Raw genomic sequence first — 15,513 nt, 5'->3', positions numbered from 1 at the left:
GACAAGCATGAAACCATCCGTGGTGCTGTATAAGAAGCTGCCGCAGGATCTGCGTTCGCAGCTCGACGAGCATTTTAACGTTACCGAAATCAACGGCCTGACCCCGGAAACCCTTAGCCAACACGCGGAGGCCTTTCAGCAGGCCGAAGGTATTTTAGGCTCCGGCGGCAAAGTGGACGCTGAGTTCCTGAAAAAAGCGCCGAAGCTGCGCGTCGCCTCTTCCGTTTCCGTGGGCGTGGACAACTTTGATATTCCCGCGCTGAGCGAACGCGGCGTGCTGTTGATGCACACCCCGACCGTACTGACGGAAACCGTCGCCGATACCATGATGGCGCTGGTGCTGACCAGCGCGCGTCGCGTGGTGGAATCCGCCGAGCGCGTGAAAAAAGGTGAGTGGCAGGGCAGCATCGGCGCGGACTGGTTCGGCATTGACGTGCACCATAAAAAAATGGGCATCCTGGGCATGGGTCGTATCGGACTGGCGCTGGCGCAGCGCGCGCACCTGGGCTTCAGCATGCCGATCCTTTACAACGCTCGTAAGCACCACGAAGAGGCGGAGCAGCGTTTCGACGCGCAATACTGCGATCTGGATACGCTGCTGAAAGAGTCCGATTTCCTGTGCATCAGCCTGCCGCTGACTGAACAAACGCATCACCTGATCGGCCGCGAGGAGCTGGCGAAAATGAAGCCTTCCGCCGTGCTGATCAATGCCGGACGCGGCCCGGTTATCGATGAAGAAGCGCTGATCGCCGCGCTGCAAGAGGGCACTATCCACGCCGCCGGTCTGGACGTGTTTGAGAAAGAGCCGCTGCCAAAGGATTCGCCTTTGCTGACGCTGCCTAACGTGGTGGCGCTGCCGCATATTGGCTCTGCGACGCATGAAACCCGTTACGGCATGGCAAAAGACGCGGTGGAAAATCTGATTGCCGCCCTGAACGGTAAAGTGGACAAGAACTGCGTTAATCCTGAAGTAGCAAAATAATTTTCTGTGCCGATGCGCTTTGCGTGTCGGCACGTTTTTCAGCGCCCTGCCGACCTCTTTATCCCGCAATAATTCCCTTCTTAGCCTAAACAGGCGCTAAACAAATAGCCTGTTCGTTCCTGAACGCGTCAGTGCCCTGTTGTTATTTAGTTGATCCACTCAGGTAACCATAAGCTAAATCATTATTTAATTAAGATGATATAAAATGAGATCCTGCGGCTTTTTAATTAAAAAAAAGCGGTCATATTGTTAATTAAATGCTCAACATAAAGAAAGCAACAGAAATGTAAAGATCCCTTTTTGTTACCTGGCCTTTTTTCCCCCTTTGGGGCGGGCATTGTACCAACTTAAGATTGTGATATAACTACGCTCATTCGGAAACTCGCTTATCGGCATAAATTATGCCGAGGGTATTATTTTGCCCGTAATAAGCGCCGCGTTAATAAGGAGAGAAGCTTCAACGATTTAAAGATGTTTAATTATCCGTAGTGCCAGCAATCACGAGTGACAGGTTTATTATTCATGGGCTCCCCTGAATTAATACAGCACGCTCACGCTGGCTGAAATTCTCTTTTATTTAATATAAAGAAACCATGAAAAATAAACCTGACCTTAATAAAGAAAATAAGTCGCCGTGGCGGCACCGTTTAACCTGGCTGACCGTAGCGATTCAGGGCGCTTTCCCGATTGCCTGTGCGTTTACGCCCGCGCTGGCCGTTGCCCGCCAGCATTTTTTGACGCAGTCGGCGGATGCCGTCGCTATCCGAACGCAGGTTTATACCCTGGGCCAGGCGGAAACGGCAGCGGGCGTGGCGCAAAAATACAATATGAGCGTGGAAGCGCTGCGCAAGCTGAACCAGCTGCGCACTTTCGCTCACGGCTTTGATCGGCTACAGCCGGGCGACGAGCTGGACGTGCCGCTTTCTCCTTTGCCAAAAGTGCACTGGCACAACGCCGACAACGGCCTGGAGATGAAAGCCGCCGGTCTTGCTACGCAGGCGGGTTCCTCGCTCGACAGCCGCAACGGCAACGGCGCCGCCTCTGCCGCCGCCAGCATGGCCGCAGGCGAAGCGAGCGAGCAGGCGCAGGCGTGGCTGGGCCGTTTCGGTACCGCGCGCGTGCAGCTGGACGCGGATAAAAACTTCTCGCTGAAAAACTCGCAGTTCGACCTGCTGCTGCCTTTAAGCGATCGTAGCGACCGCTTGATCTTCACTCAGGGAAGCTTCCACCGCACCGACGATCGCAACCAGGCGAATCTTGGTCTCGGGATGCGTCATTTCGGCCATGACTTTATGACCGGCGCTAATGCCTTCTTTGATTACGATCTTTCCCGTCAACATGCCCGTTCCGGCATGGGCGTCGAGTACTGGCGCGACTTTATCAAAGTAGCGGCGAACGGCTATGTGCGGTTGACCAGCTGGAAAGACTCTGAAGATTTTTCCGGCTACGAAGAGCGTCCGGCCAACGGCTGGGATATCCGTACGGAAGCCTTCCTGCCTGCCCTGCCTCAGCTGGGCGCGAAGTTTAACTACGAACAATATTACGGTAACGACGTGGCGCTGTTTGATAAGGATAACCGCCAGAAAAATCCGCACGCCATTACCGCAGGCGTCACCTTTACGCCCTTCCCGCTGCTGTCGCTGGAAGCGGAACAGCGCCAGGGCAAAGCCGGAGAACACGATACGCGGCTGGGCCTGACGCTCAATTATCAGCTCGGGATGCCGTGGCGCAAACAGCTGGACAGCGATGCGGTAGCGGCGATGCGTAGCCTGGCCGGCAACCGCTACGATCTGGTGAACCGTAATAACAACATTGTGCTTGAGTACCGCAAACAAGAGACGATCAGGCTGAGCACCGCGAAGCTCATCAGCGGCACGGCCGGCGAGCAAAAAACGCTGAACGTTTCGGTCAACAGCAAATACGGCCTGGATCGCATCAACTGGTCCGCGTCGTCGCTGCTGGCTAACGGCGGGAAAATTATCGCTAACGGCCCTACCGATTTCAGCGTGATGCTGCCGGCCTATCATGCTGACGCCACCGGTACCAACAGCTACACCCTCAGCGGCGTGGCGATCGATAAAAAAGGTAACGCCTCAAAGCGTACGGAAACGCAAATTACCGTCACCGAAGCCGCTATTAACGTTAACAGCAGTTCACTGCTGCCGGTCAGCAGCACGCTGGTATCAGACGGCCACGCTCAGCAGACGCTGACCCTGACGGTAAAAGACAGCCTGGGCAATCCGGTTGATATCAATGAAAAAGAGATTAGCGTGACCAAAAGCGCGCAGGCCGCCGACGATACCAAAGTGTCTGCCTTTACTCGCCAGAGCGCAGGCCGTTATACCGCCGTGGTGACGGCGGGCACGCATCCGGAAACGCTGACCATTACGCCTGTTGCCCGCAATATGACTTTTCCTGGTGCAACGGTAACTATCGCGGCGGATAACGCAAGCGCACGGCTGGCAAGCCTGACCGTGGTCAGCAACGATGCGGTAGCCGACGGTAAAGCAGCCGATCGGGTTACAGCGCTGGTAACGGATGCGCAGGGCAATCCGCTGGCCGGACAAACCGTAACCTTCAGCGCCGACAATAGCGCCGTCATCCCGCAAAGCGCGGTAACTGACGACCGGGGCGAAGCGTCCGTTCCCGTTAGCGATACCAAAACCGGCCAGAGTAAGGTTGTCGCGCAGATGGGCTCCGCCCGTAAAGAAGCCGAAGTGAATTTTGTGGCAGGCAAGGCGGCATCGGTTTACATGCATCGGGTCACGGGCCGCGCCGTTGCGGATGGTACAGATACCAGCGTGGTTGAGATCTTTGTAAAAGATAGCAACGGCAATCCCGTCACCAACAGAAAAGTCGCCATTACGGCCACTGACGACCGCGTCAACATTCCTTCTGAAGTTACTTTAGATAAATATGGCGCGGCGCGTTTCCCGACCTCCAGCAATCACGATGGCGGCTGGAAAGTAGAAGGAACTATTGATGGCCTCAAAGGCTCGGTGATTGTCTATTTTTACGCGGGCTATCCAACCGTCAATAACTCTTCTTTCACCGTAAGCGCCACGAGCGTGCCGGCTGACGGCGTCAGCGCCATCACGCTTACCCTCGTCGCCCGGGATATGCGCAATAACGCGGTGAAAACGCTGCCGAACTTAATTAACTTTGATACCAGCGGCCTGCCTGGCTGCCATATCAGCGCGGTTAAGGTCAGTGGTAACGTCTATACCGCTCAGCTGACCTCAACTAAAGCGATGAGCGGAAAGATTGCGGTTAATTTGATGCTTCGCCGTGGCGTGATGCCGATTAACGTAACTTTTACGCCTCCGGCCCGGTAATGTTGCCAGGGTAAGATCGGAAAGGCCCCATTTTGAGCGCGTACGCCAAAAACGGGGCCTTTCAACTGACCGGCTGGCGCGGGTAGCGCCGCAGACCAATAAAACCGTCCCTGACAGCTACCCGGGGCGGTTTTCACTTTTAACGAGCCAGCCAGCCGCCGTCTACGGCAATGGTGTAGCCGTTAATATAGTCGGCAGCCGGAGAGGCCAGGAATACCGCTGGCCCCATCAGATCGGCCGGCAGTCCCCAACGGCCTGCCGGGATACGCTCCAGAATATCGGCGTTGCGCTTTTCATCGGCACGCAGCTGTGCGGTATTGTTGGTCGCCATATAGCCCGGCGCGATGGCATTAACGTTAATACCGTGCTTCGCCCATTCATTGGCCAGCAGACGCGTCACGCCCATCACGGCGCTTTTTGATGCCGTATAAGAAGGCACGCGAATGCCGCCCTGGAAAGAGAGCATGGAGGCAATATTGATGATTTTCCCGCCCTTGCCCTGTTTGATAAACTGACGCGCTACCGCCTGCGACATAAAGAACACGGATTTAATATTCAGGTTCATCACGTCGTCCCAGTCTTTTTCTGAGAAGTCGATCGCATCTTCACGACGAATGATACCGGCGTTGTTGACCAGGATATCGATTTTGCCGTATTCCGCCACGGCTTTTGCCACAACGCCTTCAATACATTCGGTTTTGCCCAGATCGGCGGTCAGGCTGAAAAAACGGCGGCCCAGCGCGGTGACGCGCTCAATGGTTTCTTTCGGCTCGACAATATTCACGCCAACGATATCGCATCCCGCTTCCGCCAGCCCCAGCGCCATACCCTGACCCAGTCCCGTATCGCATCCCGTGACCATCGCCACGCGGCCTTTTAAATCAAATGCATTCAAAATCATAACTGCTCCTGTAAGCCAGAGGGCGGACTGCGTGTCAGAAGCCGGGAAAGTGGCCTGTTATCCGAGACAGGGCAGCCCTGCCCGGTTTTCGAGCGCACACTATAGCGGAGGGAAAAGCACGCACGCCGTGATCGAAATCAGGAAAAGGGGGATAATGAAATCGCTATTTATAAAAAATAAAACAATGTTTCATTTTAAAGGGCGAAACGGCGTCCGCCCTGGCTGGCTTATTCTACGGCTATCGGCGTTTGCTCCACGTTGATTTTGGTCTCGCCCTGAAGCGTTTTGATACGCTCTTCGACTTTTTGTACCGCGCTGGCATCCTTCAGCAGCGAATAGGTCAGCGTAAACTCCGCGCTCTGGCCCGGCTGCAGCTGTTTAACCCTGCCCTGCTCTTTTTCAATCGTTACCGGATAGGCATAGTTGGTGCCGGGCTCGATCCCCGTCACGTAGCCCTGCTTCAGCGTATCGGTGTTTTTCCACATCGTCAGCACCGGCAGCTGCCGCGTATCGAATTCGATAGCCGCGCCCTTGTCGCCTTTGCTGTTAACCACGGCCGCCACGGTTTTGCCATTGCTGTCGGCAATGGGCTGCAGGTTAAACACCATTTCATCGAAATCTTTGGTTGGCGCGCCATAGGTCTGCCAGTTTTCCAGCCCTTTTTTCGCATAGTCATTAAATGGCGAAACGGATTTTACCGGCGCCAGGAAACGGGCGTTTTCTTCCAGGATCGGCGTGCTAAAGTTGCTGTGATAGATAATTTCATAGTCGTGCGGGTAGTCAGCCTGGTTGGTCAGCACGTCGTGGAGGGTAAAGGAGTCCGCGCCCGGCACGTAGCGCAGCTCGGTCCAGGTTTCCAGACGCGCTTTTTTAAAGGTGTTTTCTTTCAGCAGGCCGCGAATACGGATTTCATGCGGCGCCTGGTCATCCACGATCACTTCCACTTTCGACGCTGGTGTATTGCCCGCTTTACCGTGCAGCGTGTAAATACGCCCGTCTTTGGTGACCGGATGGCCGGTCCACTCAAAGCCGCAGCGCACCATCATCTCGTTAAATCCTTCCAGCCAGCCCAGGCCGTTACGGCTTTCCAGATTGATATAGGCCGGGTTCACCACCTCATCAACCGGCGAATCCCAGCCCAGCCGCACGCCGTGACCGTTAACGTGCAGCAGATCCATACCGCGCGTCGGGCTGAGCGCGATAGTCAGGCCGTTTTTGCTGGTCAACGTCAGCACCTTCGAGCCTTCCTGCTTGCCGCCGTGCAGCACCTGCTGTTCCAGCGTAAAGGGTTCGCCGCTCAGCTTGAGCTGTCTGCTGTCGATCCGCCAGTCGCCTTTTTCCGTGCCCTGCGTATCGGTTAACACCCAGCTTTGCGCCGCCGCCTGCCCGCTGAACATTGCTATCACCGCGCCCGCCAGAAGAGTCTTATGCATTTTGTTGTCCTTGCTGAAATGATTAAGCTGAAGAGCAGCCAGCCTACAAAGCATGCGGTATCAGGACTGTGACTGGCGTCACCCCACGGATTTTTAAGAAATTTTTATCAATAAGTCGTGCAGTTCATCACAAATTATTAACTGAAATAGCCAGCTGACGGAAAAAAGCGGCAGGGCTAACGGCGAAAAAAAGCTAATCAGTTGAAACGATTCACCTTTAACCTTCGCTGCCTGCCTGACCACCGCCTGCTCTTGCTGGCCGACACGGCTGCCCGCTGACGTTGCATCACGCCTGGCGTGGCGTTAAGGTTAGCTTTCACTTGCCTACGATAAGCAGTTAATACGTTATGAGCTTTTCCGCTTTCGGTAACAAATTCACACGCGCCTCAGGGATCACCCGCCTGATGGAAGATATGGGCGAAGGGCTGCGCACGCCCGGTTCGGTGATGCTGGGCGGCGGTAATCCGGCCCAGATCCCGGCGATGAACGACTATTTTCAGCAGCTGCTGCAGCAGATGCATGACGAGGGCAAGCTGGCCGATGCGCTTTGCAACTACGACGGCCCAAGAGGAAAAAGCACGCTGCTGGAATCGCTTTCCACGCTGCTGCGCGACGAGCTGGGCTGGCAGGTAGGGCCGCAGAATATCGCCCTGACCAACGGCAGCCAGAGCGCCTTTTTCTATTTGTTTAATCTTTACGCGGGCCGCCGCGCAGACGGGCGCAAAAAGCGCGTATTGTTTCCACTGGCTCCCGAATATCTGGGTTACGCTGACGCCGGGCTGGACGAAGAGCTGTTTGTTTCCGCCCGTCCCGATATCGAAATGCTGCCTGAAGGCCAGTTCAAATATCACGTTAATTTTGAGCAGCTGCATATTACCGAAGATACCGGGCTGATTTGCGTTTCCCGGCCGACCAATCCAACCGGCAACGTGATTACCGACGAAGAGCTGATGAAGCTGGATGCGCTGGCGCAGCAGCATGAGGTACCGCTGCTGATTGATAACGCCTACGGCGTGCCTTTTCCCGGCATCATCTTTAGCGACGTTCGCCCGCTGTGGAACCCGAATATTATTCTGTGCATGAGCCTTTCCAAGCTGGGCCTGCCCGGCTCACGCTGCGGCATCATTGTTGCTGATGAAAAAGTGATTACCGCCATCGGCAATATGAACGGCATTATCAGTCTGGCGCCGGGCAGCATCGGCCCGGCCATCGCGCATGAGATGATCCAGCGTGGTGATTTGCTGCGCCTGTCGGAAGAGGTGATCAGGCCGTTTTATCAGGAAAGGGTTAAGCAGACTATCGCCGTTATCCGGCGCTATTTACCCGAAGAACGCTGCCTTATCCACAAGCCGGAGGGTGCTATTTTCCTCTGGCTCTGGTTTAAAGATCTGCCCATTTCGACGGAGATCCTTTATCAGCGTTTAAAAGCGCGCGGCGTATTGATGGTGCCGGGCCACTTTTTCTTTCCGGGACTGGAGCATGAATGGCCGCACACGCACCAGTGCATGCGCATGAACTATGTGCCGGACAGCGACAAAATTGAGAAAGGGATCGCCATTCTGGCGGAAGAGATTGAGCGAGCGCACAGCGAATCGGGCGGCAGAGCCCTCTGCTGATGCAAACGAAAAAGGCCGCACAAAGTGCGGCCTTAATTTTACGCGCGGTCTTATTTCAGAATTTCAATGCGGCGCGGTTTGTTGGCTTCCGGCACGATGCGCTCCAGATCGATGTAGAGCAGGCCGTTTTCCAGGCGTGCATCACGCACGTTAACGTGCTCGGCCAGCTGGAATTTACGCTCGAAGTTGCGTTCCGCAATACCCTGATAGAGATAGGTTTTTTCCTGCTGCTCTTCTGGATGGGCGCCGCGCACGGTCAGCATATTGTCGTGAGAGGTGATCTCCAGTTCGCTCTGCGCGAACCCTGCCACGGCAATGGTGATTCGGTACTGGTTTTCCGCCACCAGCTCCACGTTATAAGGAGGGTAGCCGCCGTTGCTCTGACCCTGGTTGGATTCCAGCAGGTTGATCAGACGGTCGAAACCAATAGAAGAACGGTACAGCGGGGCGAGATCGAAATTACGCATGGTATAGCTCCTGATTATCAGCGAGGGTGTAATGCGACCTTCCACTATGGACAGATCGTCGGGCTACAAGCGGTATCCTGTCGGCATACGTTTTGTGACCCTGAACATAAAATGGTGACATTAAGATCGCTTTCAAGGGCCCGTTCAGGAAATTTTTCGGCCAATCCGGTGCGAATGTCATACACTCAGAAAGAGATTAATCGGAGCGTTAAAGCAGCGGGCACATGCTGATCATGATAAGCAGAGCGGTTTTGCCGCTGCTGAAGGGATAAAGAATATGATGGTACTAAAAAAAAGTCGTTTCGCTGGCCTGCTGGCCTGTCTGTCACTGGCCGGCACGGGTGGCTGCTCCAGCTTTATGTCCCATTCCGGCCCCGATCAGGGCTATTATCCCGGTACGCGCGCCAGCGCAAAAATTGTTACCGACAGCGACAGCGGCTGGGTCATGCGCCCGCTGGCGGCTATCGACCTGCCTTTCTCCGCCGTGCTGGATACGCTGCTGCTGCCGTTTGACTACTACCGCTCAGGCCGCGATAAAACCGGCGATTCACCGCGTGAACGCGTGTTGCGCAGCGAGCAGCAGAACCATACCAGCGACAGCCTTTCGCAGGCCGCGCCGCTGGTGATCAATACGTCGCCTCGACATCAGCAATAAAAATCTGCTGAAAGCCTGCCACGTTACGCAAATAGGCCACATAAAGCCCGTCCGGCGAGCAGACGACCGCTTCCGGCAAAGGCGCTTCGGCGGTGCGGGCCGTCAGCCTCCGCATTTTACCGCTGCCCGTATCGCATAACACCACGCTGTTATCGTTAATAAAAGCCACCGACTTGCCGTCGGGATGCCAGCTGAAGGCGGACTGAATATCGCTGGCGGCGTGGGTGATCTGACGAGGCTTGCCGCCGCCGGGCGCGATGGTCCACAGCTGCACCACGCCTTCGTCGTCCTTCATTAAAAAGGCGATGGCGCGACCGTCGGGTGAACTACGCAGCCAGTGGCGTGGCGAGGTCGCCAGGCCCGGAAAGGGGCGATCGTGCGTAAAAGTCAGCCGACGCTGCCTGACGCCCAGCGGCGGAGCGGGCAGCGTGGCGGCGGTGCCAGCCAGCGGAGCGTCGCCTTCCAGCGCATAGTCGGCCATCTTTTCCGGCAGATCGACAATAAACACTTCCGGTACCTTCTCGCCTTTTTCGCTGAGCGTATCGCCGATAAACGCCAGCGCCCAACGCTGCCGGTGGCCGTCGCTTTTCAGGTAGCCCTCTTCGCCGATCCAACCCTCTTCATAGGCTCGATTGATCTCATCGCTGCCGGGCGTCGGCGTGGCGGTGGTGGCGCTGACCAGCACGCAGAAATGGCTGCCTGCATACTCTCGGGGATGCTGCAATGGCGGACAAACGGCATGTAGCGGCACGGCCACGCCGACGTTGCGCAAATCTTGTTTCACGTCCAGCTCGTGCATCACATGATCGTTATAGGTAAAACTCAGCCTGGTGCCGTCGGGGCTGAACACGTGTACGTGCGAGCCGCCGCGCAGCGCGCCGGGCGTAAAGGGCGGCGTAATATCGCAGGCGTCCATATTTTCCACCAGGCCGTTCTGAATAATAACGCCGCGGCGATGATGAAAGTCGTAGCGCCACTGGCTGTCAGGATGTTCCGGGCCGTGAATGCAAACGTAGCGCGGCGGCAAATCCGGGCTGACGGTGATCACGCCAACGTGCGCACCCGCCTGCGCCTGGTAAAGGATTTCCGTCTGGCCGCTGAGATTAACGCGCTCGACGGTTAAGCTGTTGAAGGTGGAGGCATTGCTGCGAACGTCGTAGACCAGCCAGTGGCTGTCGGCCGTCCAGACGTTGATATTGGTGAGCTGGTGATTGCGCTGAGCAAAAGTGAGCTGTTTTTCCGTCATCATGCTTACCCTTAGCGAGGTTTGCTGCTAAGGGTAATGCATTACGCGCTTTTGCGGTACTGGCGCTTAAAGCGTGATACCGCCGCCCTGTCAGAGCGCGAATTTTTCGATAGTGTGCGCCACGCCGTCTTCCATATTGGTTTTGGTAACGAACTGCGCAATGTTTTTTACCTTGTCGATACCGTTGCCCATCGCCACGCCCGTGCCGGCGAAGGTCAGCATCGCCAGATCGTTTTCCTGATCGCCGATAGCCATCACTTCATCGCGGGAAAGCCCTAAACGCTCGGCCAGCGCTTTGACGCCCGCGCCCTTATCGACTTTCTTATTAAGGATTTCCAGGAAATAAGGCGAGCTTTTCATAATGGTATAGCGATCGTAAGCTTCCTGCGGAATGCGGGTAATGGCCTCATCCAGCGTTTCTGGCGTATCGATCATCATGACTTTAGGGAAAGTGGCGGTTTTATCCATCTCTTCCACCGCGCGGTAGCGCAGCGGCATCCCGGTCAGCGAAGCTTCGTGGACGGTGTATTCGCTGATGTCCTTGTTGGGCGTAAACAGCAGCGATTTCGTCAGCGCCTGAAAATGTACGCCCAGCTCGCGCGCCAGCTTTTCCACATACAGGTAGTCGTCAAAGTTCAGCGTAACTTCCGCCACGCACTCGCCCGATTCCGCTTTCTGCACCAGCGCGCCGTTATTGGTAATGCAATACTGCCCTTCCCGTTGTAAATCCAGCTCCATCAGATAACGCTCCACGCCGATAAACGGCCGGCCGCTCGCCAGTACAATCGCTATTCCTTTATCACGGGCTGCCTGAATGGCCCGCTTAACGCCAGGCGTCACCTCATGCTGAGGATTAAGCAGCGTGCCGTCTATATCAATCGCAATCAGTTTTATCGCCATAACTTCCTCTTGAGCTTCACGGTTTCTTTCATGCTAACGCGATTCAGCCAGCCATGACCAGACGAATCACGCCCGGTAATTTTAAGTTCGATTTGGTAAATCTTCCGGTAAATGTGCTCGCGCTTACGGCCTTTGGGTGAAAAAAGCGGGAAACGGGCTTGTCAGCTAAGCCCTGAAAAGTAGCAGTAAAACCCTCCTGCCCATAAGCGCGCAGGCCGGAAATGAAAATAATGGTCAGTTTTATCAGCGCGCGTTTGGCGATCCGGCACAGCAGAAAAGCTGAAAAAAAAGGCAGATCGAACGATCTGCCTTTCAAACGCTGTTGCATGGCCGGAGGGCCTGCGTCCTGCTTTATCAGATATCGATATTGGCGGCTTTCAGCGCGTTCTCTTCGATAAAGGCGCGGCGCGGCTCCACCGCATCGCCCATCAGCGTGGTGAACAGCTGGTCAGCGGCAATCGCATCCTTCACCGTAACGCGCAGCATACGGCGGCTGTCCGGATCCATCGTGGTTTCCCACAGCTGCTCCGGGTTCATCTCGCCCAGTCCTTTATAACGCTGTACCGACAGGCCGCGACGCGACTCTTTCACCAGCCAGTCCATCGCCTGCTCGAAGTTAGCGATCGGCTGACGACGCTCGCCGCGTTCGATAAAGGCATCTTCCTCAATCAGGCCACGCAGCTTCTCGCCCAGCGTACAGATCTTGCGGTATTCGCCGCCCGAGATAAATTCGCTGTCCAGCGGATAATCGGTATCAACGCCGTGCGTACGGATACGCACTACCGGTTCAAAGATATGCTGCTCGCGGTTCTGGCGCACATGGCTGGCATAGGTGCTGCCGTGCTGCTCGTTCTCGTTCAGGCGCGTCACCAGCTCGTCGATCCACTGCTGAACCGGCGCCTCTGCGGAGATATCGCTCAGCGTCGGGTGATAGATCAGCGCGTTCAGCAACGCCAGCGGATAGCGGCGCTCCATACGCTTGATCATCTTGCGGGTGCTGTTGAACTCGGCCACCAGGTTTTCCAGCGGCTCGCCGCCCAGCGCAGGCGCATCGGCGTTGGTGTGCAGCGTTGCGCCGTCCAGCGCGATGGCGATCTGATACTGATCCATCGCCTCGTCATCCTTGATGTACTGCTCCTGCTTGCCTTTCTTCACCTTGTACAGCGGCGGCTGCGCAATATACACGTGGCCGCGCTCGATGATTTCCGGCATCTGACGATAGAAGAAGGTCAGCAGCAGCGTACGGATGTGCGAGCCATCCACGTCCGCATCGGTCATGATGATGATGCTGTGGTAGCGCAGCTTGTCCGGGTTATATTCGTCACGGCCAATGCCGCAGCCCAGCGCGGTGATCAGCGTCGCCACTTCCTGCGAAGCGAGCATCTTATCGAAGCGCGCTTTTTCCACGTTCAGGATTTTTCCCTTCAGCGGCAGGATAGCCTGGTTTTTACGGTTACGGCCCTGCTTGGCGGAGCCGCCCGCAGAGTCCCCTTCCACCAGATAGATTTCTGACAGCGCCGGATCGCGCTCCTGGCAGTCCGCCAGCTTGCCCGGCAGGCCGGCCAGATCCAGCGCGCCTTTACGACGGGTCATTTCACGAGCGCGACGCGCCGCTTCACGCGCGCGGGCCGCATCGATGATTTTACCCACGACGATTTTGGCATCGCCCGGATTTTCCAGCAGGTACTCTGCCAGCAGCTCGTTCATCTGCTGCTCAACGGCTGATTTCACTTCGGAAGAGACCAGCTTGTCTTTGGTCTGCGAAGAGAACTTCGGATCCGGTACCTTAACGGAAACCACGGCAATCAGGCCTTCGCGCGCGTCGTCGCCGGTGGCGCTGACCTTGGCTTTTTTGCTGTAGCCTTCTTTATCCATGTAGGCGTTCAGGGTACGCGTCATCGCCGCGCGGAAGCCGGCCAGGTGCGTGCCGCCGTCGCGCTGTGGGATGTTGTTGGTAAAGCAGTAGATGTTTTCCTGGAAACCGTCGTTCCACTGCAGCGCCACTTCCACACCGATGCCGTCTTTCTCGGTAGAGAAATAGAACGCGTTAGGGTGGATAGGCGTTTTGTTGCGGTTCAGGTACTCCACAAACGCCTTGATGCCGCCTTCATAGTGGTAGTGATCGTTCTTGCCGTCGCGCTTGTCTTCCAGCTTGATAGAGACGCCGGAGTTAAGGAACGACAGCTCGCGCAGACGCTTCGCCAGGATCTCGTACTCGAAATCGGTGACGTTGGTAAAGGTTTCGTGGCTTGGCCAGAAACGCACGCGCGTCCCGGTCAGGTCGGTTTCGCCGGTTACCTGCAGTGGGGCCTGAGGCACGCCGTGAACGTAGATCTGCTGGTGAACTTTGCCTTCGCGACGGATGGTCAGCTCCAGCTTTTCAGACAGGGCGTTAACCACCGACACGCCTACGCCATGCAGGCCGCCGGACACTTTATAGGAGTTATCATCAAATTTACCGCCTGCGTGCAGCACGGTCATGATCACTTCCGCAGCGGAAACGCCTTCTTCTTCGTGAATGCCGGTTGGAATACCACGACCGTCATCCTGCACGGAAACGGAGTTATCGGCATGGATGGTGACCAGAATGTCTTTACAGTGACCTGCGAGGGCTTCGTCGATGGCGTTGTCCACAACCTCGAATACCATATGGTGCAGACCGGTGCCGTCATCCGTATCGCCGATATACATACCCGGGCGCTTGCGTACCGCATCCAGCCCTTTCAGAACTTTGATACTTGAGGAGTCATAAGAATTCGACATCAACGTTTCTCGCTCGTTTAATCTTCAGGTTGAACCGCTATTTTACCCTGTTCCACGTGGAACATCTTGCCCTTTTCGTCAGCCATATCGAACACATGATCGGCACTAATAGCGCTGACAAAAACCTGGGCCCGAGTGGCCTTTAAGCGCGATGCCAACAGGTGGCGCCGCGTCTCATCCAGCTCGGAGGCAAAATCATCTATCAGATACAGGCAGCGTCGCCCGTTCTGTCGGGTGAGAAACTCACCCTGCGCCAGCCTCAGGGCGCACATCAACAGCTTTAACTGGCCGCGCGACAGCAGATCCTCCACCGGCGTGCCGTCGGCGCGAATGCGGAAGTCCGCTTTGTGCGGGCCGCTGGCCGTGTAGGTTAAGGCGCGATCGCGCTCAAACTGACGCTCCAGCAGATCGCGATAGTCCGTTTCTTTATCCCAGCCACGCTGGAAAGAGAAATTCAGCGCAAACTCCGGCAGAAACTGCGCGCAGGTGGCGGTGATATCCTCAGCAATGGCTTCGCTGTAGGCGGCGCGCCACTGGCTTATCTGCTCCGCCAGCGGCGCCAGCTCCTGATCCCAGGCGCGGATCTGCTGGTAGCGCGTGACCTGGCGCAGCGCCGCGTTGCGCTGCTTCAGCAGCCGCCGCAGGTTGCTCCAGGCGGTGAAAAAGCCCGGCTCGTTATGAAAACAGCCCCAGTCGATATAGGCGCGCCGGTACTTCGGGCCGCCGTTAAGCAGCGTAAAGCCTTCCGGCGTAATCAGCTGCATCGGCAGCATCTGCGCCAGCTCGGCCACTTTATGACCATCGGTGCCGTCAACCCGCACCTTGCTGTCGCCCGCACGATTTTTGGTCAGGCCGACGGTGGTTTCACGCTCGGCCCCTTCAATGCGGCCGTGCAGAATAAAAGCGTCCTGCTCGTGGCGGATCACTCTGCCTGCCTGCAAACTGCGGAAAGCGCGGCCGTGGCCCAGCGTATAGATAGCTTCCAGCACGCTGGTTTTGCCGCTGCCGTTAGCGCCGACCAGAAAGTTGAAGCCGGGCGCCAGCGCCAGATCGGCATTTTCAATGTTGCGAAAATCTTTGATAAGCAGGCGGGTTAAAGCCATAAGTGGAGTCATTCCGCGGGCAGTAGATCGGATAAAACGGCACGTGCTGTTATACAAGGCCAGAGCGTTACGGTGCGGGCGAGCCGCCGCCGCGTGAAAGCACGCGAGGGCG

General features: G+C 56.4%; 12 protein-coding genes. 4 read left to right on the top strand and 8 right to left on the bottom strand.

What is annotated here, in order from left to right:
- The first annotated feature begins 7 nt into the window (after nt 1-7).
- Nucleotides 8-982: a glyoxylate/hydroxypyruvate reductase GhrB gene (gene ghrB, locus AB3U87_RS12750; protein WP_301251571.1), complete on the top strand. Its 975-nt coding sequence runs from the start codon at nt 8-10 to the stop codon at nt 980-982.
- Between the two features lie 593 nt (nt 983-1,575).
- Entirely contained in the window at nt 1,576-4,317 is a 2,742-nt protein-coding gene (locus AB3U87_RS12745; protein ID WP_394149258.1) for an inverse autotransporter beta domain-containing protein, read from the top strand.
- Nucleotides 4,318-4,456: 139 nt separating this feature from the next.
- Here AB3U87_RS12745 and kduD read toward each other — a convergent pair whose 3' ends face one another.
- Both kduD and AB3U87_RS12735 read right to left on the bottom strand, forming a co-directional pair.
- A complete protein-coding gene (gene kduD / locus AB3U87_RS12740; RefSeq protein WP_253456763.1) occupies nt 4,457-5,218 on the bottom strand; it encodes a 2-dehydro-3-deoxy-D-gluconate 5-dehydrogenase KduD in 762 nt (253 codons plus the stop codon).
- Nucleotides 5,219-5,445: 227 nt separating this feature from the next.
- Nucleotides 5,446-6,651: an aldose 1-epimerase family protein gene (locus AB3U87_RS12735; protein WP_301251576.1), complete on the bottom strand. Its 1,206-nt coding sequence runs from the start codon at nt 6,649-6,651 to the stop codon at nt 5,446-5,448.
- Nucleotides 6,652-6,998: 347 nt separating this feature from the next.
- Between AB3U87_RS12735 and AB3U87_RS12730 the strand changes: the two genes are divergently transcribed.
- Nucleotides 6,999-8,267 (top strand): valine--pyruvate transaminase, encoded by a 1,269-nt coding sequence (locus AB3U87_RS12730; protein WP_253456769.1) that lies wholly within the window; start codon nt 6,999-7,001, stop codon nt 8,265-8,267.
- Between the two features lie 50 nt (nt 8,268-8,317).
- Here AB3U87_RS12730 and ibpA read toward each other — a convergent pair whose 3' ends face one another.
- Entirely contained in the window at nt 8,318-8,734 is a 417-nt protein-coding gene (gene ibpA, locus AB3U87_RS12725) for a small heat shock chaperone IbpA (protein ID WP_125289205.1), read from the bottom strand.
- Between the two features lie 277 nt (nt 8,735-9,011).
- Here ibpA and AB3U87_RS12720 point away from each other — a divergent pair, with 277 nt between their 5' ends.
- Nucleotides 9,012-9,389, top strand: coding sequence for a YceK/YidQ family lipoprotein (locus tag AB3U87_RS12720; RefSeq protein ID WP_253456772.1), 378 nt, complete (start codon nt 9,012-9,014; stop codon nt 9,387-9,389).
- On the opposite strand, the gene AB3U87_RS12715 is transcribed toward AB3U87_RS12720, so the two are convergent.
- The 5 genes from AB3U87_RS12715 to recF all read right to left on the bottom strand — a co-directional run bounded on the left by AB3U87_RS12715 (nt 9,361) and on the right by recF (nt 15,401).
- Nucleotides 9,361-10,635 carry a YidR family protein gene (locus tag AB3U87_RS12715; RefSeq protein WP_370734921.1) on the bottom strand — a complete coding sequence of 425 codons (1,275 nt, stop codon included), beginning with the start codon at nt 10,633-10,635 and terminating at the stop codon, nt 9,361-9,363. The two genes, AB3U87_RS12720 and AB3U87_RS12715, sit on opposite strands and share 29 nt — an antisense overlap.
- A gap of 90 nt (nt 10,636-10,725) precedes the next feature.
- Complete coding sequence (gene yidA / locus AB3U87_RS12710; RefSeq protein WP_394149255.1) at nt 10,726-11,535, bottom strand: sugar-phosphatase; 810 nt, start codon at nt 11,533-11,535, stop codon at nt 10,726-10,728.
- Between the two features lie 43 nt (nt 11,536-11,578).
- On the bottom strand, nt 11,579-11,863 hold the full coding sequence (locus AB3U87_RS12705; protein WP_301251581.1) for a hypothetical protein: 285 nt from the start codon (nt 11,861-11,863) through the stop codon (nt 11,579-11,581).
- A gap of 26 nt (nt 11,864-11,889) precedes the next feature.
- Nucleotides 11,890-14,298, bottom strand: coding sequence for a DNA topoisomerase (ATP-hydrolyzing) subunit B (gyrB, locus tag AB3U87_RS12700; protein ID WP_253456777.1), 2,409 nt, complete (start codon nt 14,296-14,298; stop codon nt 11,890-11,892).
- Between the two features lie 17 nt (nt 14,299-14,315).
- The gene (gene recF / locus AB3U87_RS12695) at nt 14,316-15,401 is read right to left on the bottom strand and encodes a DNA replication/repair protein RecF (protein ID WP_253456780.1); all 1,086 of its coding nucleotides are present in this window, start codon (nt 15,399-15,401) and stop codon (nt 14,316-14,318) included.
- Between the last annotated feature and the right edge of the window lie 112 nt (nt 15,402-15,513).

The sequence above is a fragment of the Erwinia plantamica genome (genome assembly GCF_043420595.1).
In the GTDB taxonomy this organism is placed as follows: domain Bacteria; phylum Pseudomonadota; class Gammaproteobacteria; order Enterobacterales; family Enterobacteriaceae; genus Erwinia; species Erwinia aeris.
The sequence above is the reverse complement of the archived record's forward strand: the minus strand, read 5'-3'. Positions and strand labels throughout refer to the sequence as shown.

Coding starts and splice junctions, on each gene's coding strand:
- gyrB (WP_253456777.1), bottom strand. CDS start 14,298: ATGTCGAATTCTTATGACTCCTCAAGTATCAAAGTTCTGAAAGGGCTG.
- kduD (WP_253456763.1), bottom strand. CDS start 5,218: ATGATTTTGAATGCATTTGATTTAAAAGGCCGCGTGGCGATGGTCACG.
- ibpA (WP_125289205.1), bottom strand. CDS start 8,734: ATGCGTAATTTCGATCTCGCCCCGCTGTACCGTTCTTCTATTGGTTTC.
- yidA (WP_394149255.1), bottom strand. CDS start 11,535: ATGGCGATAAAACTGATTGCGATTGATATAGACGGCACGCTGCTTAAT.
- AB3U87_RS12715 (WP_370734921.1), bottom strand. CDS start 10,635: ATGACGGAAAAACAGCTCACTTTTGCTCAGCGCAATCACCAGCTCACC.
- AB3U87_RS12735 (WP_301251576.1), bottom strand. CDS start 6,651: ATGCATAAGACTCTTCTGGCGGGCGCGGTGATAGCAATGTTCAGCGGG.
- ghrB (WP_301251571.1), top strand. CDS start 8: ATGAAACCATCCGTGGTGCTGTATAAGAAGCTGCCGCAGGATCTGCGT.
- AB3U87_RS12705 (WP_301251581.1), bottom strand. CDS start 11,863: ATGCAACAGCGTTTGAAAGGCAGATCGTTCGATCTGCCTTTTTTTTCA.
- recF (WP_253456780.1), bottom strand. CDS start 15,401: ATGGCTTTAACCCGCCTGCTTATCAAAGATTTTCGCAACATTGAAAAT.
- AB3U87_RS12720 (WP_253456772.1), top strand. CDS start 9,012: ATGATGGTACTAAAAAAAAGTCGTTTCGCTGGCCTGCTGGCCTGTCTG.
- AB3U87_RS12730 (WP_253456769.1), top strand. CDS start 6,999: ATGAGCTTTTCCGCTTTCGGTAACAAATTCACACGCGCCTCAGGGATC.
- AB3U87_RS12745 (WP_394149258.1), top strand. CDS start 1,576: ATGAAAAATAAACCTGACCTTAATAAAGAAAATAAGTCGCCGTGGCGG.